Annotated in this window: 16 protein-coding genes; 11 read left to right on the top strand and 5 right to left on the bottom strand. The window is 63.6% G+C overall.

Going from position 1 to position 22,275, the window contains the following annotated elements; genetic code table 11:
- Positions 1-6 precede the first annotated feature (6 nt).
- The 4 genes from U5782_RS18885 to U5782_RS18870 all read left to right on the top strand — a co-directional run bounded on the left by U5782_RS18885 (position 7) and on the right by U5782_RS18870 (position 7,923).
- The gene (locus U5782_RS18885; protein WP_322045383.1) at positions 7-2,328 is read left to right on the top strand and encodes a cellulose synthase; all 2,322 of its coding nucleotides are present in this window, start codon (positions 7-9) and stop codon (positions 2,326-2,328) included.
- A 62-nt stretch (positions 2,329-2,390) separates the two neighbouring features.
- Complete coding sequence (locus U5782_RS18880; RefSeq protein ID WP_415914369.1) at positions 2,391-4,502, top strand: glycosyl transferase family protein; 2,112 nt, start codon at positions 2,391-2,393, stop codon at positions 4,500-4,502.
- Entirely contained in the window at positions 4,499-7,000 is a 2,502-nt protein-coding gene (locus tag U5782_RS18875) for an NfrA family protein (RefSeq protein WP_322045381.1), read from the top strand. Before U5782_RS18880 ends, U5782_RS18875 begins: the two co-directional genes overlap by 4 nt.
- A 14-nt stretch (positions 7,001-7,014) precedes the next feature.
- Entirely contained in the window at positions 7,015-7,923 is a 909-nt protein-coding gene (locus tag U5782_RS18870; RefSeq protein WP_322045380.1) for a hypothetical protein, read from the top strand.
- Positions 7,924-7,995: 72 nt separating this feature from the next.
- Here U5782_RS18870 and U5782_RS18865 read toward each other — a convergent pair whose 3' ends face one another.
- Together U5782_RS18865 and U5782_RS18860 are read right to left on the bottom strand one after the other, a co-directional pair.
- Entirely contained in the window at positions 7,996-8,796 is an 801-nt protein-coding gene (locus tag U5782_RS18865; protein WP_322045379.1) for a phosphodiesterase, read from the bottom strand.
- 216 nt (positions 8,797-9,012) lie between these two features.
- Positions 9,013-10,167, bottom strand: coding sequence for a porin (locus U5782_RS18860; RefSeq protein ID WP_322045378.1), 1,155 nt, complete (start codon positions 10,165-10,167; stop codon positions 9,013-9,015).
- A gap of 256 nt (positions 10,168-10,423) precedes the next feature.
- Between U5782_RS18860 and U5782_RS18855 the strand changes: the two genes are divergently transcribed.
- From U5782_RS18855 to U5782_RS18845, 3 genes are all read left to right on the top strand, one after another.
- Positions 10,424-10,621 carry a hypothetical protein gene (locus U5782_RS18855; RefSeq protein WP_322045377.1) on the top strand — a complete coding sequence of 66 codons (198 nt, stop codon included), beginning with the start codon at positions 10,424-10,426 and terminating at the stop codon, positions 10,619-10,621.
- 285 nt (positions 10,622-10,906) lie between these two features.
- Complete coding sequence (locus U5782_RS18850) at positions 10,907-11,740, top strand: hypothetical protein (RefSeq protein ID WP_322045376.1); 834 nt, start codon at positions 10,907-10,909, stop codon at positions 11,738-11,740.
- Between the two features lie 315 nt (positions 11,741-12,055).
- The gene (locus U5782_RS18845; RefSeq protein ID WP_322045375.1) at positions 12,056-12,988 is read left to right on the top strand and encodes a hypothetical protein; all 933 of its coding nucleotides are present in this window, start codon (positions 12,056-12,058) and stop codon (positions 12,986-12,988) included.
- A gap of 41 nt (positions 12,989-13,029) precedes the next feature.
- Here the strand turns inward: U5782_RS18845 and U5782_RS18840 are convergent, their stop codons facing one another.
- Complete coding sequence (locus U5782_RS18840; RefSeq protein WP_322045374.1) at positions 13,030-14,337, bottom strand: helix-turn-helix transcriptional regulator; 1,308 nt, start codon at positions 14,335-14,337, stop codon at positions 13,030-13,032.
- Between the two features lie 41 nt (positions 14,338-14,378).
- On the opposite strand from U5782_RS18840, the gene U5782_RS18835 reads away from it, so the two are divergent.
- From U5782_RS18835 to U5782_RS18820, 4 genes are all read left to right on the top strand, one after another.
- Positions 14,379-15,857 carry an MFS transporter gene (locus U5782_RS18835; RefSeq protein ID WP_322045373.1) on the top strand — a complete coding sequence of 493 codons (1,479 nt, stop codon included), beginning with the start codon at positions 14,379-14,381 and terminating at the stop codon, positions 15,855-15,857.
- A gap of 245 nt (positions 15,858-16,102) precedes the next feature.
- Positions 16,103-18,463, top strand: a complete 2,361-nt coding sequence (locus tag U5782_RS18830; RefSeq protein WP_322045372.1) for a TonB-dependent hemoglobin/transferrin/lactoferrin family receptor — start codon at positions 16,103-16,105, stop codon at positions 18,461-18,463.
- Positions 18,464-18,494: 31 nt separating this feature from the next.
- Positions 18,495-19,571, top strand: coding sequence for a hemin-degrading factor (locus U5782_RS18825; protein ID WP_322045371.1), 1,077 nt, complete (start codon positions 18,495-18,497; stop codon positions 19,569-19,571).
- Positions 19,572-19,825: 254 nt separating this feature from the next.
- Positions 19,826-20,296 (top strand): Fur family transcriptional regulator, encoded by a 471-nt coding sequence (locus tag U5782_RS18820; RefSeq protein ID WP_322045370.1) that lies wholly within the window; start codon positions 19,826-19,828, stop codon positions 20,294-20,296.
- Positions 20,297-20,321: 25 nt separating this feature from the next.
- Here the strand turns inward: U5782_RS18820 and U5782_RS18815 are convergent, their stop codons facing one another.
- Together U5782_RS18815 and U5782_RS18810 are read right to left on the bottom strand one after the other, a co-directional pair.
- Positions 20,322-21,350 carry a GNAT family N-acetyltransferase gene (locus U5782_RS18815; protein ID WP_322045369.1) on the bottom strand — a complete coding sequence of 343 codons (1,029 nt, stop codon included), beginning with the start codon at positions 21,348-21,350 and terminating at the stop codon, positions 20,322-20,324.
- A gap of 169 nt (positions 21,351-21,519) precedes the next feature.
- Positions 21,520-22,236 carry a CerR family C-terminal domain-containing protein gene (locus U5782_RS18810; protein ID WP_322045368.1) on the bottom strand — a complete coding sequence of 239 codons (717 nt, stop codon included), beginning with the start codon at positions 22,234-22,236 and terminating at the stop codon, positions 21,520-21,522.
- Positions 22,237-22,275: the final 39 nt, after the last annotated feature.

Raw genomic sequence — 22,275 nt, 5'->3', positions numbered from 1 at the left:
GCCCGCGTGAGGTCTCTGCGGTCGGGCGCGGCGCAGGCGCTGTGCGTGGCGCTCGTTGCCGTGTGGTGTATGTCGGCGCAGGCCGCGCCGGGCGATCTGGCCGGGGCGTTCGCGCAACTCGGCGCGGGGCGCATGGAGTCGCGCACGGTGTCGCTCGCCGATCTCGGCGTGCGCGAGCCGGTCGTGCTGCACGCGCCCGACGCGGCGCAGGAACTCTATTTGCCGGTCCCGGCGAACCTGCCGATCGACAACGCCACACTGCAACTCGACGCCAGCTATTTGCGCGGCAATGGCGGCCGCACGACTTTCGTGCTTTCGCTCGACGGTTCGCCGGTGCAGGCGCGCACGCCTGCCGACGGGCAGGGCGACGGGTCGCTCAGCATCGGCGTCGATGGCGCACCGCGCGCATCGGGATTCGTGCGCGTGGGGCTGCAATGGTCGTCGGTGCTCAACGACGCGGTCTGCACCGACCAGACCGCCATCGCCAATCTCTGGCGCGTTGCGCCCACCACGCACCTCACGTATCAGTTCGATACCTCGACGATCAACGACGTGCGCACCGCGTGGAGCGCGCTGCCGGCCAAACCCGTGATTGCGGTTGGCGCAGGCAAACTCGACGCCGGTGCCTACGACGTGGCCTGGCGGCTCGAAGCGCTGCTCATGCGCAATGGCGCGACGCCCGTCACGCAGATCGTGCCTGCGGTGGGCGATACCGTGCATCTGGGCAGCGTGCAGGTGCCAGCGGCTTTGCAGGCGGTGCCCGCGTTCGCCGCGCTCGCTGCGGGCGGCGATCACAAGCTCGCGAACCCCGCGGAACTGGGTGCGCTGATCGCGCTTGCGCCTGCCGGTGTGTTCGCGCCGAACGTCGTCGTTGCCGATCAAGCGTTGCGCACTCGCGCGGGCGAGGCGTTCGACGCGTTGCGCGCGCAGGTGCAAGCCGTGTCGGCCGATGCGGCGGGCGCGTTCGATGCGTGGCGCGCGCGTGCGGGCGGCGCGTTGTTGTCGGCCCCTGGCACGCCGCCACAGAAAGGCGAACTCGCGCTTGCGCATCTCGGCGGTCTGCCTGCTGTCGTAGTCGGCGACGATCTGGGCGTGACCGCGCTGTCGCGCGTGTGGAGCGGCGTCGATGTTTCGAACCGGCTCGTCGTGCATGAACTCGCGCCGTCGCCGAACCTGAGCGCGGGCGGCAATAGCGACCGGCTCGCGCTCTCGCTGATCGGCGGCACGCCCGGCACCGTGAACGTTTTGACGAGCGCGGCATGGGAAGCGCATTTCGATCTCGCCGCCGTGAGCGGCAACGGCAAGATCCCGCGCCGCGTGGTATTCGATCTGGCGGCCGCGCCTGCCGCCGACCGCAACGGCCAGACGGCGTCGATCTTTTTCAACGGCGTGCTGATCGGCTCGCAGTTGCTCGATACCGACGGGCACGCGCAACGCGTGAGCGCCGATATTCCGGTGTACGCGCTCGGCACCACCAACACGCTGCGCGTGCTGTTCCAGCGCCAGCCCGCCGGCGGCTGCCGCCCGCGCGAGCAAGGCTATCCGGCGGCGGTGCTGCCGAGCAGTTATCTGGTGCTCGGCAAGGGGCCGCTCGCCGAGGACTTCACGGGCATGGTCGCGCGCTTCTCGCAAGCGGCGAATGTGTTCGTGCCGCAGAGCTATCTCGCCGATCCGGGTGCGAGCCTGCCGCGCGTCGCGCGACTTGCCAACGCGACGGGCGTATCGCCCACGCGCGCGACCTTGCAGGTTGTAGCGGACGGCCAGGCCGCGCAACCCGCCGGCCCGTTCCTCGCCGCCGACGTGCCGCTCGACAAGGAAGAGGGCCACACGAGCTTCGCCGACGGGCGCATCACGCTCAAGGGGCGCGGCGGCTCGACGCTCGTCGATATCTCGGGGCTCGCGCAACTCGGCGTGATCGAAGTGACACGCGCGGGCAGCACACCGGGCGTGCTGTATCGCAGCGTGGGCGCGCCGCCGGTGCTGCCGGCGAGCCTGCAACTGCTGCAGGGCGATGTGGCGATCGTGGACGGCTCGGGCGTCGTCAAGCAGTTCGATACGCAATACGCGGGGGGCGTGCCGCCGCTCGACGACCAGCGCGCGTGGCTCACGCGTCACTGGGCAGGCTGGGGCGTACCGACCATCGCCATCGTGCTGTTGCTGTTGTTGCTGGTCGCGGCCGGCTGGGCACGCAGCCGGGCACGCGCACGAACGGCGGCGGCCGCGGCGGCGCAAGCGGCGAGTTCCAGCGCGAACGCGAGCGGCGGCCCCGACGATAGCGGATCGGGCGGCGGGCCAGGCAACCCCGGCGGCACGAACCCGCAAGGCTGAGCGTGAACTGGACCACGATCGACTGGTGGCTGAACTATGCCGCGGGGCGCTACTACCAGGGCATGGAGTACCTCGCGGCGACGGTGGCCGTCATCATCCTGCTCTCCAGCGTCGATGACCTGTTCATCGACGCCTGGTACTGGGTGCGCCGCACGATCCGCCACTTCACGGTCGAGCGGCGCTTCAAGCCGCTGCGCGCCGAGCAGCTTTACGAGCGCGAGCAGCAATGGCTCGCGATCATGGTGCCCGCCTGGCGCGAGGAGGACGTGATCGCGGCGATGGTCGAAAATGCCGTCAAGGTGCTCGACTACCGCAACTATGTGATCTTCGTCGGCACCTATCAGAACGACGCGGCCACCATCGGCGAAGTCGAGCGCATGCGGCGGCGCTACAAGCAGTTGCATCGCGTGGAAGTGCCGCATGACGGCCCGACCTGCAAGGCCGATTGCCTGAACTGGATCGTGCAGGCGATTTTCCGCATGGAGGCCGAAGCGGGCATCGAGTTCGCGGGCGTCATCCTGCACGACAGCGAAGACGTGATGCATCCGATGGAGCTGCGCTTCTTCAACTACCTGCTGCCGCGCAAGGACATGATCCAGTTGCCGGTGGCCTCGCTCGAACGCGAGTGGTACGAGCTGGTCGCGGGCACCTACATGGACGAATTCGCGGAATGGCACGCGAAGGATCTCGTGGTGCGCGAGAGTCTTGCGAGCGCGGTGCCGTCGGCCGGCGTCGGCACGTGTTTCTCGCGGCGCGCGCTGGCGGGGCTCGCGGCGCAGACGAACAATCAGCCCTTCAATACCGAAACGCTCACCGAAGACTACGACGTGGGCGAGCGTCTGGGCCGCATGGGCATGCAATCCATTTTCGCGCGCTTTCCCGTGCAGTTCGCCACGCGCCGCAAGTCGTGGTTCGGGCTAGGCCCGGTGCGCGAGTTCACGCTTACCATGCCGCTATGCGTGCGCGAGTACTTTCCCGATACGTTCCGGACTGCGTATCGTCAGCGCGCGCGCTGGACGCTGGGGATCGGGCTGCAAGGCTGGGAACAGATGGGCTGGGTGGGCTCGCTCGCGAACCGCTATCTGCTCGCGCGCGACCGCAAGGGCATCGTGACGGCATTCGTCGGCATTCTCGCGTATGTGCTGCTGGTGCAATTCCTGCTCTTCACGTTCGCCGATATGCTCGGCCTGCGTCCCGATCTGATCGCCTCGCCGTTTGCCAATTCGCGTTTTCTCACCATCGTGTTGTGGGCCAACGGCATCGCGCTGCTCATGCGCGTCGCGCAGCGCGTGTACTTCGTCTCGCGGCTCTACGGCTGGGAGCACGGCGTGCTCTCCGTGCCGCGCATGGTGATCGGCAACTTCGTCAATTTCATGGCCGTCTCGCGCGCGTGGAAGATGTACCTCAACTATCTGGTGACGGGCAAGCGTCTCGTGTGGGACAAGACCATGCACGACTTTCCGTCGTCGGATGGCTTCAAGGACCGGCGTCAGCGGCTGGGCGAACTGCTGGTGTCGTGGCAGGCGATTGCGCCCGAGGAACTCCAGAAAGCGCTCGCCGAGGAGCACGCTCAAGAGGCGCCGCTCGGCCGCGTGCTGATGGCGCATGGCTGGCTCGACGAGGAAACGCTCGCGGAGGCGATCGCGTTTCAGGCGGATCTGCAACGCGCGCCGCTCGACCGCGCGAAACTCCTGCACGCTGCGTCGAGCCTTCCGATCGAGCTGGCAGTGCGCTATCGCGTGCTGCCACAAGGCAACGATGGCGCGGGTCATCTGGTGGTGCTGTGCGCGAGCCCGTTGACGGACGAGGCGCTCGCGGCGCTGCGCGCCAAGTCGGCGTTGCCGGTCGTGCAGCGCATCGCGCGAGAAGGCGAGATCGCCGACGGCTTGCGTTTGCTGCGGGGCGTGCCGGCGGCGCAGCCCGAGGACGACGTAAGAACGCCTGACGCGAAGGGTTCTCAGGTTGCGAGCGTGCCGCTGCTCGGCGATTTGCTGATCGAGCGCGGCGCGGTGCGGCGTACTGATTTCGAAGCCGCGATGCAGCGCTATCGTCCGGCTGAGCACGGGCGCATTGGCGACTACATGGTGGCGCAGGGCGTGATCTCGCGCGAAGCGCTGGCGCAGGCGATCGCGGAGCAGGAGCGCTTACGCAGCGAGGCGGCGGCCCATTCATGAAAAGGTCTCCGAACTATCTCCCGATGCCGCGTGCGCTGGCGCTGGCGGCGTTCTGGCTGAGTCTTGGCGCGGGTGTGCCTCTTTGGGCGCAAGCGGCCGAGCCGCTGCCGCTCTCGGGCGCGGCTTATCGGGTCGCGCAGCAGGGCTACGATGCGTTCGCGCGTCACGACTATGCGGCGGCGCAGCGCTACGCGCGTGAAGCGATTCGCCAGCGGCCCGATGTGGCGTCGCTGCGCCTGCTGCTCGCCAATGCGGAAGCCGCACAGGGCGATTGGCGCGCGGGCAGGAATACGCTAACCCAGGCGATTGCCCAGATCGGTCCCGATCCGTCGCTGGTCGCGCGGCGTCAGGCGTTCGATACGCAGATTGCGGCGGCGCAGGCTCCGTCGACGGCTTCAGCGAAGCGCGGCGTGCGCGCAGCGCGTCCCGCGCAGCCGGGCCAGGGCTCGCCCGACAATCTCACGGGACGCGCGTTCGTACTCGCGCAGGACGCTTATCGCGCCTATGACGCGAAGGACTATGCGCGCGCGCTAAGCGAGGCGAACGGCGCGATCGCGTTACGTCCGGATGTGCTGCGCCTACGTTTGCTAGCCATCGACGCGGCGATGGCGGCAGGGCACGACGACACGGCGTGGCAGCTCGCGCAGGACGCCGCGCCGCGCTTCGGCAACAACGCCGAGCTACGCGCAAGGCGGCTTCAGGCGGGGGCGCGGCTCGCGCCGAAACTCGCCGCCACCGCACAGGCCGAGCGACAGGGCGGCGATCTGGCGAGCGCCGCCGCGCACGCGCGCGAGGCGATCGGTTATGCACCGGACCGTATCGGCTATCGCTTGCAGTTGTTCGGCATCCTGATCGATCAGCACGACATGAGCGGGCTCGAAACGGCGGCTGGCGATGCGCTCGACGCGAAGGTCAAGCCCGCGCTCATGCTGTACGTGATGCGCGGTTACGCGCGTGCGGCGCAAGGACAACCGGCGCAAGCCGATGCCGATTTCGCGCAAGCCTGGCAAACGGGCGACGGCACGCCGCGCGAGCGACGCGTGGCGCGCGTGATCGTGGCCGACGTGTGGACCGCGCAAGGGCAGGCGCAGCGTGCGCTCGACCTGCTCGCGCCGCTTGGCCCGCAAGGCGACGATACCGATGCCCTAATCGCCGCGCGCCGCTACGCGGCACGTGAGGCGCTGGCCCAAACCGCGCCACAGAGTGCAGCGAACGTGGCGAACGATGCGCGCCCGATACTCGATTGCGCGGTGGATGCGAGCGGCGCGGCCTGCGATATCTATGCCGCGGATGCAGGCTTCGCCGCGCGGCGGGCTTCGATTCTCGCCGCGCAGCGCGGCGACAAGGACGCGGCGGTGCAATACGCGCGCGCGGCGGTGGAGGCCGCGCCGCGCAACCCGCAGCATCGCGTCGAACTGATCGACGCGCTGGTCGCAGCGGGCGACACGCAAGACGCACGCCGCGAAGCGCGCGCCGCGCTCGACGCGGGGCTGCTCGATGCCATGCCGCCGCTTCCGGCTGCCTATCTCGCGCAGCGTGCGGGCGCCGACCGGCGCGCCTCCGAATACTTCGCACAGGCCGATGCTGCCAGTCAACTGCCACCGCAGGCCACGGGCGACGCAGGCTACAGCGCTTATCGCGCGTGGTTCGACGAGGCGGCCGCGGGTTATTTCGAACGCGCGATCGACTACGGCACGGCGCCGCCCGACGGCGTCGCGCCCGCCACCTTGCTGCAATTGCAGGACCTGCGCAACGCCCACGCCGACGTCACGCGCGACTGGGGCTTCATCGCCTCGGTCAACTATCGTGGCGCGGGATTGCAACCGGGCGTGGCGACGGGCTCGGTGCCGGGTTCGTACAACAACTGGCAAATGGGCCTCGAAGGCTACTGGCGACCGTTCGGCTCGCTGGGCGACCGCAATTTCGAGGTCTATGCGCGCGCGTACCAGGACGTCGGCGCGAAGGGCGACGCGCCTAGCGGCATCTCCACGGCGCTGGGCGCGGTGGGCGTGCGCGCGAAGCCGTTCGAGTCGATCAATGCCGTGATCGCGTTCGAGCGCCTGATTCCGATCGGCTCGCATGCACCCGCCGACTGGCTCGTGCGGCTCGCCTATTCGGGCGGCTTCGGCACCGAGCGCCGCCTCGACGTGCCGTCGTGGTGGACGGTTCAGGATTACGGCGAATTCGGTCATTACCTGAGCAACGGCTGGAACTATGCGACCGGCTATCTCGAAGCGGGCCGCACCTGGCGGCTCGACCGCATCAGTCCGAAGCTCACGGTGTTCCCGTATGCCGTGGTCGGCATGGACTACGATACGAGCATCAATCACAGCGTACCGGTGGGCATGGGCATAGGTGTGTCGTCGCGCTACTGGTTCCGCGACAACTTCGACGACGCGCCGCGTTCGTACGTCGATGTCTCCGTGCAATACCGCTGGCGCCTCACGGGCGACGACCGCGCGGGCGGCGTGTTCTTCGGCGCGGTGTTGTCCTATTGAAGGAGTGGCCGACGATGGCTTTAAGCATCACCCAGCCAGGCGACACGCGCCTCGCGTTTTCGATGCGCCGCTACGCGCGCGCGGCGCTGGCGGCGCTATGCACGCTCGCGGCGGTGGGCTGCACGCTGCAGGTGCCCGCGCATGCCGATGCGCTCGCGCAAGGCGTGGTCTGGCAGCCCGACAACGACCATCTCGACCTGCACGGCGACTGGGACAAGCTTGGCGTCAACGAACTGCTCGTGCAGTGGATCGCCGTGGACGACGTGGCCTATATGGCGGGGGCGGGCTTGCCCGCGCCGCGCGTGCCCGACTGGGTGCGCATTGCCAATGAGCCGTGGGCGCGCGGCGTGATCGTCGGGCTTGCGGGCTATGCGGACGAGAAGAAGGCGCGCGCGAACATGGAGGAACTGGTTGAACGTTCGCTGCGGCTCGCGGCTGTGCGCCCGCCCGTGCATATCACCGGCTGGTATTTCCCGGTGGAAGCGGACCCCACATGGGCCGACGCGGCACGCATGGGGCCATTGCTCGAACGCTTGCCCAAGCCCTTGTGGATCAGCGTGTACGACACCAGCAACATCGGCGGCAAGGCGTTTGCTGCCTGGCTGGACAGCTGGTTGCCCCGCGATGTGGGCGTGCTGTTGCAGGACGGCTGCGGGGTCTATGCGCGCGGGCCGGCGGCGGCGCGCGAATACGCGGATGCGCTCGCGGCGCATCTGGGCAAGAAGCGCGTGCGGATCATCGCGGAGGCGTTCAGGCCGAAACAAGGCGGCGGCTTTCGCGCGGCCACGGCCGCCGAGCTCGCGCCGCAACTGGAGGCGTATCACGGTTATCGCGTCTATGTGTTCGACGGGCCGCACTATCTGTCGCCGCAACTCGTCGACGGGCTGCTCGCGATACGGCACGGTGCGGGCAAGGTCGAATGATCTCATTGACCTCGTGATCGCACAGCGAATGAAGCACGCGGACGATGTTTGGCGCGATGTCTGGCGCGACGTTCAGGCAAATGGCAACGGGCCATCGAACTCGCCGATATAGCAAAGATGCGAGACGGCGCTGCCTCGATGGCCGTCCCAGCGATGCAGCATGAAGGCGGGCGGCTCGATATACGACGCGGGCTCGGCGTCCGGTCTGAGGCGCAGTGCAATCTGCGTGGTCGTGCTGGGACAGGTGAGTACAGGAACCGCGCCAAGGCGCGTATGCATCGCACGATGAACGTGCCCGGCGATGATGCAATCGATATTGCCGTGCTGGGCCAGGAGATCGCGCAACGGCGCAATCTCGTGCAGGCCATAGAGATCGAGATAGGGTATCCCGGTGCTGAAAGGCGGATGATGCATGGCGATGACGACGGGTCTGCCCGCGTTGGCGGCAAGCTCGCGTTCGAGCCACACAAGCGTAGGCTCGCTCAATTCGCCGTGATGAAATCCCGGGACCGACGTGTCCAGCGCAAGCACGCGAACCGGGCCGACATCGAGGCCGAAGTTGAGTTCGCCCTCGAGCGGCAGCCAGGGCTGGTCGCGGAACGCTTCGCGCAAACAGGCGCGGTCGTCGTGATTGCCGGGCAATACCGCGTAGGGATGCTTCAAGGGCGCGAGCAAATCGCGCAGCATGGCATATTCCTCGGGCGATCCTTCATCGGTCAGATCGCCGGTGATCAGGACGAGTTGGGGTTCCGGGTCGAGGCGATTGAGCGTATCGACCGCCGCCGCGAACATCGCGTTGGAGTCGACCTGATCCTGATACAGCAGGCCACGCGGCCGAACATGAATATCTGAAATCTGGACGATGACGGTCACGCGCACTCCCTGTTGGTCGATTGGCTCGCCGACTGGCGCTTCAGTATCGCAGCGAAATTAATCGGCCAAAAATCGAGGGTTGGGTGTGCGCGCACAAAAAAACGCCCGCAGCGCGCAGGCGCTCCGGGCGTTCTTTGGCGAATCGCTGGCATCGACCCGCGAGAGCGGATCGTTGCCGATGCAACCAGATGACTCTGGTTGCGCGTTCAAGCTCGATTAGAAGCGGTGACGCAGGCCGAGGTTCACCATCGTCTGCGAGCCCGTGCCGCTGTAGCCGTACGAGCCGATCGACGCTTGCGCCGATTCCACATCACCGTCCTGGTCGCGCGTCGTGCCGCTTGCGTGCTGGTAAGCCGCGGTCAGGTAGACGTCGGTGCGCTTCGAGAGGTTGTAGTCGCCGCCGAGCGAGAACTGATGATAGTTCGCCGAGGTGTCGCCGCTTGCGTGCGTGTAGCTATAGCCCGCGCCAACCAGCAGTGCCGGGGTTGCCTGGTATGCGAGGAAGCCCTGACCCGTGTTGTACTTCTGCTTGGTGCTGTACGTCGAGTCCGCGTCCGGTGCGTATTGCGCGTTGCTGTAGCCCAGGCCGAAGATGAACGAGCCGAGCGTGTATTGCGCAGCCACGCGTGCGATCTGCAGCGAGTGCGCCGTTACGTAGCCGTTGTTGATGGCGCTATCGAACGTGCCGCCGTCCGACGTGCTCGTCCATTTGCTGCGTGCGCCGGCGCTGTTGGCGGCGTAGTAGTAGCCAGCCGCGACAGCCAGCGGGCCGTTGTTGTACGCGAGCGCTGCCGAGTACGACTGCTCTGCACCCGTCGAGCCGGCGACGCCGCCGAACGAGTACATCACTTCAGCCTGCAGGCCGCGATAGACCGGCGAGGTGTACTTGACGGCGTTGTTCACGCGGAAGCTGTTGTCGTAGTTGTCGACGTCGCCAGCGGTAGCGAACACCGAACCGAAGTAGTTGTCGGCGGTGATGCCTTGAATCAGGTCGACCAGCGGGTCGTATTGACGGCCCAGCGTGAGCGTGCCGAAGCGATCGCTCGACAGACCAACGAAGGCCTGGCGGCCGAACAGCGCGCCGCCCTGGCCCGATGCGCCCGTCGACGGATTGAAACCGCTTTCCAGTTGGAAGATTGCCTTCAGGCCTGCGCCCAGATCTTCCGAACCCTTGATGCCCCAGCGCGAACCGGCCAGGTTGCCGTAGCTGCTGTTGCCGAGCGCCCAGAGGTTCTTGCTGCCGTCTGCGTGGCTGACGTAGGTGAGCGAGGTATCGACGACACCGTAGAGCGTGACGCTCGACTGGGCGTGAGCAACGCCAGCGATGCCGAATGCGGCAAACGCGGCGAGGGTAAGGGCGCGTGAATTCATCTGTAACTCCGTTTGTTGTGGAACTGCTTTCTTTTGAGGCCCGAAGGCTATCGCGCGTATGGATGCGGGCGCAACGGCATTAAAAAATTCGTAGCAAAATTGTGACAGCTAGAGAGAATTCAATGCAATGCGATGTATTTTTTGGAAAGAAAGAATTCGTTTTATTAAATCAATGACTTGTAATTGAAATCACGTTTTCTCTCGGAATTTATTACGCGTCGGGAAGATTTGGATTCGGCGAGCAGGATCGACGCCCATGCTGGGCATGGATGGTGTGGCGTGCGCAGGAGCGGCAGGTGAGGAAATGGCGGAAAATCGCCTAAAAGAAGCCAAAGCGCGACGAATGTGCGCAATGAAAAAAAGCCCCGCTGCAAGAGCGGGGCTATCAAGCGTGGATAACTGTCTGAAACTTAAACAGTTGGGCGCATTGTATGGCAAGCCAATCTGCGCTTGAATTCGTTTTTGGCAATAATATCGTGATGAATTTGCGGTGGCGCGCAATGGAAAATTGTGCGTACCGGGTGGCGATTGTCGATCAAAATCCTGTCTTCGCGGTATTTCAATCGTCGCAATGGAGCCGCGTGCAGGCGTCCCTATGAAGCTGATGAAACGCGCGGCTTTCCGTATCTCACGCGAGGTAAGCGTTGGTCCACAGGTGCCGCTTGTTCCGGGTATCGGCGAGTCTTGCAAGCGGTGAGAATGGGCGGCTCCTGATTCTCTCCCGTGGAATGGCTTCACTGTGACCCGATTGATCCACTTTTCCCGCGCTGGTCTGCTGGCGTTGATGAGCGCGAGCGCAGCAGGTCTCGCGCATGCCGACGACACGATCGTCAACGCCAATAACCAGTTCTCGCTCTCGGTGGGCGGCCATCATCTGAGCTATACGGAACATACGGACCAGTACGATCCGCTCGACTCCGAAAATGGCACCCAGGCCGCGTTTGAGGCGAACTTCGTGCGCCAGGGCTCGGTGCTGGGCGTGAGCGATATCTATTTCAATGCCTCGGTGGACTATGCAACCGGCACCACGGCCTATAACGGCTATCTGGAGTCGGCATACAGCCCCGTGATGATTCCGTGGCAGTCCACGACGCACGACAAGACGATCGATGTGAACGTGAAGCTTGGCCGTGCATTCGCGTTGACGCCACAGCGCGATCTGCAACTGATCCCGTATCTCGCGTATGGCAGCCACAACTGGATTCGCGACATGAGCGACTCCAGTTACGGTTATTACGAGCACTACCGTCATCAGACGATCAGCGTCGGCTTGCTGGGCCAGTACGCGATCCTGCCGGGCCTGACCGCAAGCGCCGATTTCCACGTGGGCAAGATGCTGGGCGCGAAGATGACCGCGAGCGACGTCGTGGGCACCTTCCAGATGAGCAACAAGCCCGTGCTGGGCGGTGGCCTGAGTCTGGACTACGCGTTGACGCGCCATCTGCATGTGAGTGCGAAATGGCAGATCGAGCACTTCCAGTATGGCGCGTCCAACGTGATCGACAACGAGTATGAGCCGGACTCGACCACCACCGAACAACTGTTCATGGTGGGCGTGGGTTACGCATTCTGACCTGGTACGGAGTGCCTGGCATGGTGCTGGCGGGCGTCGCCGCCGTCTGCCGGCCAGTGGCGCGCGGCTAGTGGCGCGCGGCTAGCGGCGCGCGCAGCGGCCTTCGCCCGAGCCGTGCGCAAGTAACAATCGGTAAAGGCCAGGGCAGGTCTGGTAAAGCGCCGTAAAACACTTGTCGGCTCGATGAAAACGCCGCGCCGTAGAATCAGGCGGCTTCTTTTTCTTTTCTCAACGATGCTTCGTTTTCTCGAAACCCGGGCGCGGCGCGGTACACGCTGGCTGACGGTCGCGTTCGCGCTACTCGCGAGTGGCGGTATGCAACTCGCGCATGCCGATTGCCGCCCAACCGGCGAGCCTGGCGTGCTGGTCTTGCCGCTTTCGCCCGTGCACGTCGCGGTGCCGAAGAACGCACCGGTGGGCGCGCTGCTCGGCTCGGCCCACGCGGCCATCGTCCACGATGTCCCGTTCACGTGCAGCGGTTCGGACAACGCGCGCGAGTTGCGCGTGCGGGCTCCCTTGGACACAGCGGCGGGATTGGGCAACGTCTACGCGACCAACGTGCCGGGCATCGGCTTTCGGATCGTCACGCGTGGCGGCAGTTTCGCGGGCATCGACGACGGTCCGCGCAACGCCGCCTATCGCGTCAAGCTGCCGCCTCACGCCGAGCGCCTCACGGGTTTTGCCGTCGATATCGACTTCGTCAAGACCGGTGAAGGTCAAGGCGGCGTGCTCGCGCCAGGGAAACTCGCCAGCCTGTCGCTGGGCGGCACGGAATTCGTCGACGTGGCCGTGCCGGACGGCGGCGTGGTGTTCGACGCCATGCAATGCGCGCCGGTCACGGTCGGGGGCGAGATGTCGGCGGGCGCGGGGACGATGGGGGCCTTCACGCAGGAGGCGGTCGTGATCAGCACCGGTTGCGCAGCGTCGGGCGTTAGCGTGGCCATCGGCGTGGAGCAGGGCTATGTCTATGGCTCGCATCCGTCGCTGAGCGTCGATGCCGCGCCGAAGCACGCCGCGCACGACGCCAGTGGATTTGCCGCGCTGGGGTCGGCTCATGCTGTCGGTAGCGCAGGTGTCACGGTGACGGGTAATCGCAGCAACACGCGGCGTTCGTTGCTCGATGACGGCGGTTCCGACACGAGTGAATCGGCAAGCGCTCTGGGTTCGACCAGTGGCGGATGGTCCAGTAGCGGCCTGGGTTCGGGCAGCGGGATGAGCAGCGGAATGGGTGGCGGAATGCGCCATTGAGCGGGCTGGCGGGCCAGTTTCCCATCACCAGGTTATCCTGATCAACGCGCAATTTGCAGCCCGCCACGTAGCAGCAGCGACACCAGTTCGGCCTGCCGGTGCGTATCGGTTTTCGACAGAATCTGCTTGAGATAGCCGCGTGCCGTACCGATTCCTATACCGGATAGCGCGGCTGCTTCGGCCAGATCGGTGCCCCGGGCGAGTAGCGCGGCAAGCGATGCCTCGCGTTGCGTGAGATGAAACGTCGCGACGAGCACCATGGGATCGATCCGCACGGGCCTGTCCAGTTCAGTCACGAACAGCGCCGCTCGCGTGGCGGCGCTGATGCCTTCCAGCGTGTCCGACGCATTGACAGGCAAGACGCGAACGACGAGCGGCAGACGCGGCGGTCTGCGGGACAAATAGCAACGCATCGACATCTGAGGCCGGATAGCCGCTTCGCTGGCGTCCCGGCACGCTTTATTCAGGCTGATGGCGGTGGCGATCATGTCGCCCAGATTTTTGGCGTCGGCAGGGCGCGAGGCCGATACGCCTTTTCCGGTGAGCAGCAAGCCATCGCAGGAACGTGCTAACGCCTCAGCGCAACGGTTCGCAAATATTGGGCGCATTGCCGCATCGACCAGCACAACGCCGATATTCAAATGCGTCATCACGTCGTACGCGCCCTTCGCTCGTAGGTCCGCAGCGCCAAGACGATTTCGTACACGGAGTGCCGTCGTCAAATGCGGCACGATCAGATTGATCGCATCGAGATCGTCCTCGCTGAAGTTCGCCTTGCCCAGATCACGCCCCATCGAAAAAAGGACCCGTTGATCCGCGTTGCGAATGAGCGGCGCGACGATGCCATAGAAGCCGCCGGCCGGTTTCACGGCTTCCCTGTAGATATCCGAACGTTTGAAGTCGTCGTCCGATATGGCCGAAGTCTGGCGCAGAGCGTGGCCTTCGGGAATCGCATTGACCCAGTCTGGCAGGCGGTTTTCGATCTCTCGTTGCAGGCGACTGGCGCTCTCTGCATCAAAGCCAACGGAGATCGCAAGACCGCGCGCCTCGTTCGCCTCGTTCACCTGGACATGCAGCATCGCCTTGTACGCCTCGCCAACCTGCGCGACGCAGGCAATGGCGTCAGGCCATCCGTTGGGCGTGAGCGCGGCTTCATAAACGTGTCGAATCGCTCGATGGATGATCTCGACGCGCGTCATGCCCGCTTCCTTTCGAGGCAACTTTCCCTCCCAAATGGGAGTGTCGGAGGTATGAAAGTAAGACGAAAGTATAGGCAAATATTCCGGCTTCGTCTGGCTTGAATCGTTGCCCGCCGTGCAGCTATTGCCGCGCAATGGGCCAGCGCGCAAGCGGCGTCGTAGTTTCGCCCTGCACCGTGCGGAGAACGCAAATGGGACGCTCCGAAGAGACGTTCGGCCCCTCTCGATACGTGGGCAACGACAGGCTCATCGCCGGCATTGTGCTGGCGGTCGTGACCTTCTGGCTGTTCGCGCAGACGACGCTTAACGTGTTGCCCGCCATGCGAACCGAACTGCGGATCAACGATGGCACCAGCGATATCGCCGTCAGCATTACCGCGCTGTTTTCCGGGGTTTTCATTGTCGTAGCCGGCGGACTGGCCGACCGTTTCGGTCGCGTGAAAATGACCTATGCGGGGCTCGCGCTGAGCGTCGCCGGATCGCTGCTGATCGCCGCCTCGCCCTGCGGCACGGCGATATTCCTGATGACCGGTCGCATCATTCAAGGCGTGTCGGCGGCCTGCATCATGCCGGCCACGCTGGCGTTGATGAAAGCTTACTTTGACGGCGCGGCGCGCCAGCGGGCGCTCAGTTTCTGGTCGATTGGCTCGTGGGGCGGCTCGGGCCTGTGCGCACTGCTGGGCGGTCTGGTCGATGCGACGATGGGATGGCGCTCGATCTTCTGGATGTCGATTATCGTGGCGACGCTAAGCTGGACGCTCATTCGCGGCACGCCGGAGAGTCGGGGCGATGCGCAAGAGACCGCGCTGCCGTTCGACTGGACAGGTTTGACAGCACTACTAATCGCTATGGTGGCGTTTAATGTCGTGGTGGGGCAAGGCGCAACGCTGGGTTGGCTCAATCCGGTCGTGCTCGCGCTGACGAGCGTGTGTGCGCTGGCGTTAATCGTGTTCGTTCGGACTGAACGGTGTTGCCGTCATCCGTTCGTCGATTTTCGACTGTTCGACAATGCGATATTTCTGGGCGCCACGTTATCGAATTTTCTTCTGAACGGTGTAGCGGGCGCGTTGCTGATTGTCCTGGTGCTGGTGCAAAAAGCGTATGGACTCTCGTCGCTTCAGTCGGGCCTGATGACCACGGGTTACCTCGTCGCGATCCTGTTGACGATTCGCGTAGGCGAGAAGTTGCAGCAGCGTTGCGGTGGACCGCGACGCCCCATGTTGATGGGCTGTGCGGCAACGGCGGCAGGCATTGCGCTCACGACTTTCACGTATGTATCCGCGACGCAATACGTCGTTATCGCGGTTATTGGCATCACTCTGCTCGGCGTTGGATTGGGTCTCTATGCGACGCCGTCCACCGATGCCGCGCTATGCAGCGTCGCTCACGCGAGGTCAGGCGCGGCGTCGGGCATCTACAAGATGGCGTCATCGCTCGGCACTGCGTTCGGCATCGCGATATCGGCTGCGATCTTCACCGCATTGACGACAGCCGATGGCTTCCCGCCGATGAAATCGCTTGCCGTCGGTCAGCCTGACCAACTCCGCTTCGCCGCTGCCGTAGCGTTGTGGTTCAACGTCGCCATGGTGCTGCTCGCGGCGTTGGCCATCAAACTTGCGATGCCGAAGCAAGGCGACGTAGTCGACGACGCGGTGATATCGAACGCGTAAGAACGCGTGAATCGCGGCACCGTTTGCCACTCGCGACGCAGGCCAGCCCGGCGACGCTGATCCGTTGGGCGCCTGCTTCCGTCTACTGCCTCCTCTCTTCCGCGAGGCATGTCCCCCTCTACGAAACATGGCGAAACATTCCGTAATCTGCCTGGATGTAAATGAGAATGCTTCTCATGTATATTCAGCAACATTACGAAATGGGCTGATCCACGCGGCACAAGAACGCGTATCAATAGGGGAAGATGTTGTTTCAGCGAAAGATTCTGGCAATCCTGATTCCGGTGGCGCTCGCGGAATTGGCGGGCTCGCAGGGCGCATGGGCGCAGGCGGCGACTACGGCAACGACCACCGCAACGACCACAGCGGCGACTGCCGCGTCGGGCACCGCAGCGGCAAAGGCGCCGGCTGCGAAGACCACCACGGGCGCATCTTCGCGCGTGGAAAGCCAACTGAACGTGGTGTCGGTCACGGCGAGTCGTATCGGGACGACCGACCCGACCCGATCGGCGGCGACGGTGTCGGTCATCACGTCCGACGACATGGAAGAGAACAACGCCAAGGACATCAAGGACGCGCTGAAATACGAGCCGGGCGTCGCGGTCAACCGCCAGGCCTATCGTCCGAGCGGCATCGGCGGTTCCACCGGCCGAGCCGGTAACGACGGCATCAATATTCGCGGTCTCGAAGGCAATCAGGTGCTGTTGCTGGAAGACGGCATACCGCTGCCTCAATCGTTTTCCTTCGGTTCCGGCGCGGCGGGCCGCGGCGACTACCTGAATACCGATCTCTATGAGCGCGTCGAGGTCCTGCGCGGACCGGCGTCGGTGTTGTACGGCAGCGATGGCTTGACCGGCGCGGTGAATTTCGTGACGAAAGACCCGTCGGACCTGCTCGCGATCTACGGCAAGAAAAGCTATTTCTCGGTGCGATCGGATTACGACTCGAGCGATCGGAGCTGGGGTGGCACCGCGACCGCAGCATTTAGTACGCCAAACGGAGTCGTGGAAGGCCTGTTGATGCTGTCCGGGCGACACGGGCATGAACTGGACAATCACGGCAGCACGGGCGGCACCGGCGCGAATCGGGACGAAGCCGATCCCGCGACGTACAACAACCGGTCTGCGTTGGCCAAGCTCGTGTTCAAGCTTTCGCCGACCGACAAGGTCAAGCTGACCGCCGAAACCCTCAACAACGACAGTTCCGTCGACAGCTTGTACGAAATTGGCAACTACACCGCCAACACCACTTCGTATAACACGACCAACAACGTCACGAGCAATCGCGTCAAGCTCGAATGGGATCACGACGACGAAACCAATCGATGGGTCCAGCACGTCAAGAGTTCCGTGTTCTATCGCAACGCCGCGACCGATCAGTCCTTGCTGATCGGCGAGACGACGACCGATGTGACGCGCTACAACCACTATGGCGAGAGTATCGTCGGCGGCAATACGGTCGCTGAAAGTTCGTTCAATACCGGACCGCTTTCGCATAAGCTGGTGTACGGTCTCGACCTGAGCGTGTCGCAATACAGCACCGATTCGAACGGCAATACGGCTGACGCGACCTCTGGCTATCTGGAGACGTTCCCCAAGACGCAAACGCTCAATCTGGGTGCGTACATGCAGGACAGCATCAGCTGGAACAAGCTGACGTTCGTGCCGGGGCTGCGCTTCGACTATTACCATATGACGCCGGACGCCGACAGCACGTACACGTCGGCCGCGAGCGCCTCGACGCAGCCGCTTTCCAACTCCAGCGGTAACGCTTTGTCGCCACGCCTGGCATTCCTCTATGAAATCAGCCCGGCGATGGTGCCGTACGTCCAGTACGCACGCGGCTTCCGGGCGCCTTCGGCCAATCAGGTCAATAGCTACTACGGCGGCGGTGTTGCGGCTTCGCAATATCACACTTATTACGAGCAGGTCGGCAATCCGAACCTGAAACCGGAAACCAGCAACTCGTTCGAAGCGGGTATGCGCGGCAAGCTGGCATTCGGGACGAATCGTGTGTCGTATAGCGCGTCGGCGTTTTATGGCCGCTACAAGAACTTCATCGACTCCGAAGTGGTCGGCGGCAGCCTCACTTCGGCAACCGATCCGGAAAAATTCCAGTACATCAACTTCAGCAAGGCAACGATCAAGGGTGTCGAGGCGAAGTTCGACTGGTTTGCCGGCGACTCGGTCGAAGTCAAGGGCGGTGTGGCCTATACCGACGGCAGCGAACAGAACACGGATGGCACCAGTAGCGGGATCATGTCGATTCCGCCGCTCGCAGCGGTGCTCGGGATCAAGTATCGCGGCGACGATCGCTGGTTCGTGGGCGCCGACGTCACGTACAACTCGCGCCGCAATACGAGCGACGTGAATACCTCGTCGACCAAATATTTCTCGACGCCGTCGTACACGATTGTCGATCTGCACGCTGGTTACAAGATCACCCAGCACGTGAGCCTCACGGCCGGCATCAACAATCTCTTTAACCGCAAGTACTGGCGCTGGAGCGATGTGCGCGATCTCTCGGGTAGCTCGAGCTACGCCACGCTCAATGCCTATACCGCCCCGGGGCGCAACTTCAATGTCGGGATGAAGATCGACTTCTGATCGTCGTCGCCCACCCAAACAAAGGACCGTAGTGAATTCAGTCGATTTTTCCAATGACCAGGCCCGCGCACAGTGGCGCGAGTCCTGGCTCGCCCTCAAGGCGGCGCAAAAACTGCGTCAACGTGAGGCCGCCGCAGCGATGCAGGTTAGCGAGGCGCAGGCCGTGGCGGCTTTCGTCGGCGTCAACGTCGTGCGTTTGAAGCCGGATTTCATGGGGCTGATCGCTCAAATGCCGAGCCTCGGGCCGGTGATGACGCTCACCCGCAACGAGGCGGCCGTACACGAGAAAGACGGCACGTTCGAGACGGTGAGTGCACAAGGGCACGTCGGTCTCGTGCTCGGCGCCGACATCGACCTGCGTGTCTTTCACCGGAGTTGGGCCTTTGCGTTTGCCGTTCGCGACGCATCGCCCAATGGGGAAATGAAGAGCTTCCAGTTCTACAACGGACAAGGCGAAGCGGTTTTCAAGGTCTATCTGCGCCCGCATAGCGATCATGCCGCGTTTGACGCGTTGGTGGCGCAATGGGCGGACCCGGTGCAATCGTCCGTGCTCGCGCTGACGTCGGCCGAGCCTACGCAGCCTGCGCGTGAGGATGCGGCAATCGACGTTGCCGGCTTTCATGCGGCGTGGGACGCGATGCAGGACACACACGACTTTTTCCCGTTGCTGCGCAAATTCGGACTCGCGCGCACGCAGGCACTGCGGCTGGCCGAGCCGCGCTACGTGACGCGACTGGCCGACGATGTCGTTGAAGCGTTGCTGGTCGAGGCGGCTCGCACCCAGGTGCCGATCATGGTGTTTGTGGGTAACCCCGGCATGATCCAGATTCATACCGGGACGGTGACGAACGTACGCACCCTGGGCACCTGGGTCAATGTGCTGGACGAGCGTTTCAACCTGCATTTGCGTGCAGATCTGGTCGCGAGCGCGTGGCTCGTGCGCAAGCCGACCTGTGACGGCATCGTCACCTCGGTGGAACTGTTCGACGCGCAGGGCGAGAACATTGCCATGCTGTTCGGCGCGCGCAAGCCCGGTGCGCCGGAGCTTGCATCGTGGCGTGAACTCGTCGATTCCCTCGTGACCTATGCAGAGGCCGTTGCCGCTTGACGCAACCTCTGCCGGCGCGATGCCGTAGGGTAGATTCGTCAGCAACGCGTTGCTGAAAACGGGGAGGGTGGCGCAACGGCTCGCCACCTTCCCTCGTCTCAAGAATTGTCTTTGTGAATTGGCGGCGTTGATATCCGCCAATTATCGCCATCCCAAAGCGTCGTTCGACGGCGGCAATCCCGGTTCGCCCACGGTGCTTTCTAAAAAGAATCGATCCTCTGCATCGGTTGCTTAATGCAGCTTGGAATTTCAGTGTGAAAAAAATTGACCCTCGAAATCAGGATGGTCCTCGTTTCTCTGACTCAGCCATTCAATCCATGCAGGAGACGGGTGTTCGCGTTACGCCGGCGCGAATTGAAGTCCTGATTTCATTGTACGAAATGGCGGGTTCTGCCAAAGCGGACGAGATTTACCGTCATGCGGCAAAACGGAAGAAACGGATAAGCAAAGCGTCGATCTATCGGGCTCTGGTTGAATTCGAGCGAGTGGGCATTGTGATCCGGCGATGGGTTTCAGGCAACACAGGCGCACGTGCCGTCTTCGCTCTGCAACGCGCAGACGATGCCGAAAAAATGCACGTCGTTGTGTGCAAGCAGTGTGGGCGACGCGCGAGTTTTCCTGACTCGGGACTCTTTGAAATGGTTAAGGAAAGCGTGGACGCCGATTTTTTCGGATCGTCGAGAAAATATTTCACGATGATGGCCGAGTGCGCGATTTGCGAATGACAAAGCAGCGCCATTTTGTCGACGCTCAGAGCGTGGTCGTGAATTGCGTGTTCGGTGCAATCCGCCGTTTGAGCGCGCGGGCTAACGAATAGCCGGTGCCCAGGCGCTCGACGGCCAGGCGCTGCCGCAGCGTCGCCCCGAAGGCGTTGAGGAAGTGAAACGTCGAAGGGCTGGCGAAGCCGTCAAAGTCGAACGTGAGCTTGCAGGCCAGGGCACGCTGGATGCCCACCCAGAGCAGCAGGCTGATCGAGCCGCAGTGCGCGTCCCGCACACGCGACGACAGCAGATAGTACGCCGCGTGACGATCCCACACGAGGCCAATCGCCGCAACGAGCCTGCCGTCTGTTCCGTATGCCCCGAGCAGGGTGCCCGCCTTGCGTTCGACGAACGCATTCACAAGCTGGCGCATGACCTCCGGCGAGTAGGCGTTGGTGCGCGAGCGGGACGCCAGATTGGATTCGTAAAACTCGATGAACTCACCCGGCGTCGCGATCGGCGCGATCGTCAGATTGCGCTGGGCACCACGGATCACATTGCGGGTCTTGGTGTCGAGACTCGCCCAGGCATCGTCGATCGAGCAGTTCGCGTCGATCTGGAAGGTATAGCGTGCCGACACCGAAAAGCCTTGCAGCGCAAAGGCAATGGCATCGTCGATGCGCGGATCGAATACCTGGAAAAAGCTGTCGCAATCGGGAAGCTGGTCGATCAGCTTCGCGGTGACATCGAGATGATGATGCCGTTGACACGCGGCGCTGCCCGTCACCGGTTTGATCACCGGGCCGAGCGTGCGCGTGAGCGGCGGGAGATGCGATACGCGCCACAGGCTCAGGCGCGTCGGTGTATAAGGCATTTCCCCGATGACCTGGTTGTTGCGCTTCACCGTGGCGAGCTTCCAGTTACCCTGCGTGGCGATATCGAGCCACCAGGGTTCATGGAATATCGAAAGCGCGGTGCTGCTCGATGATGGGGAAAACGGTGCAATCGTTGAGGGCGCAATGGTCTCGCACGTCATTGCCCGCTTGCCGAGTGAGGCAATATTATTGTCGCGTTTCACCGGTGACTCGCTTGTCGTTCGCTAATGGCAACCAACCTGGCAGCCAGGGCCTGTTCGTTATGCCAATAACATACTTGACCGGCTACGTGAGCGCAGCGGATTTTGCAGCCGTTTTCCCGTGCTATTCCGCCAAAATCACATGACGCCGAATCGCCCAGGCCGAACGCAGCTATTCTTTTGACGCCCGCTTCTTGTCATACCAATGCTTGAGCAACACGCGCGTTTGATCGCCGATGGCCGCCTTCAGGAAGGCGGCTTTCTCGACATCGATTTCGCGCCATTCGAGCATGGAGAGCGTCGACTCGCGTGCGAAATGGAACAGCAGAAATTGTCCATAGAGGCTGAACGTGCGCACCACGGTGAGCGGATCGTCCTCGGACATGCCGGCAATGTGCGCGAGCAGCGCGACGGTCACCTGATTGAGCGGGTCACGCATGCGTTCGCGCAATATCTGGGCGCCCATTTCCGGCTCGCCGCCGCCTTGCTCCCGTGCGAAGAAGAGCCGCTTGTCGGTATCGTCGCCTTTCTTGAACATCAAATCGGCCACCGCGTTTTGAAGCTGAATGAAAGCTTCAATCAATTCGTCGATTTTGCCGTGGCGCTCAAGCAGCGCCCGCGCATTCTGCACTTGCGGCTCGATGGCCGACCACGCGTCGTCGGCGAGTGACTCGGCGCACGCGCAATAAAGCCCTTCCTTATTTTCAAAGTAGTACTGCAACGCGGGGGCGTTCACGCCCGCTCTGGCCGCGATATCACGTGTGGAAGCCCCCGCAAAGCCATGCTGGCCGAACAGGTGGATCGCGGCGTCGATGATCTTGCGGCGCGTTTCGTCGCCGCGTGCGTAGCCGCCTTCGGTCGGGCGGCGGGGTCGTCGGGTCTCGCTCATAGGGTTCCTGCCACAGGGGGCACTCAGATCTTCCAAAAT

The sequence above is a fragment of the Paraburkholderia sp. J67 genome (assembly GCF_905220265.1).
Taxonomy (GTDB): Bacteria; Pseudomonadota; Gammaproteobacteria; order Burkholderiales; family Burkholderiaceae; genus Paraburkholderia.
This window is presented reverse-complemented; position numbering and strand designations above follow the sequence as displayed.

Bases quoted from the DNA above. Each gene is read 5' to 3' on its own strand.
- U5782_RS18880 (WP_415914369.1), top strand. From the start codon at position 2,391: ATGGAGTACCTCGCGGCGACGGTGGCCGTCATCATCCTGCTCTCCAGC.
- U5782_RS18875 (WP_322045381.1), top strand. From the start codon at position 4,499: ATGAAAAGGTCTCCGAACTATCTCCCGATGCCGCGTGCGCTGGCGCTG.
- U5782_RS18870 (WP_322045380.1), top strand. From the start codon at position 7,015: ATGGCTTTAAGCATCACCCAGCCAGGCGACACGCGCCTCGCGTTTTCG.
- U5782_RS18860 (WP_322045378.1), bottom strand. From the start codon at position 10,167: ATGAATTCACGCGCCCTTACCCTCGCCGCGTTTGCCGCATTCGGCATC.
- U5782_RS18855 (WP_322045377.1), top strand. From the start codon at position 10,424: ATGCTGGGCATGGATGGTGTGGCGTGCGCAGGAGCGGCAGGTGAGGAA.
- U5782_RS18845 (WP_322045375.1), top strand. From the start codon at position 12,056: ATGCAACTCGCGCATGCCGATTGCCGCCCAACCGGCGAGCCTGGCGTG.
- U5782_RS18835 (WP_322045373.1), top strand. From the start codon at position 14,379: ATGGGACGCTCCGAAGAGACGTTCGGCCCCTCTCGATACGTGGGCAAC.
- U5782_RS18830 (WP_322045372.1), top strand. From the start codon at position 16,103: ATGTTGTTTCAGCGAAAGATTCTGGCAATCCTGATTCCGGTGGCGCTC.
- U5782_RS18810 (WP_322045368.1), bottom strand. From the start codon at position 22,236: ATGAGCGAGACCCGACGACCCCGCCGCCCGACCGAAGGCGGCTACGCA.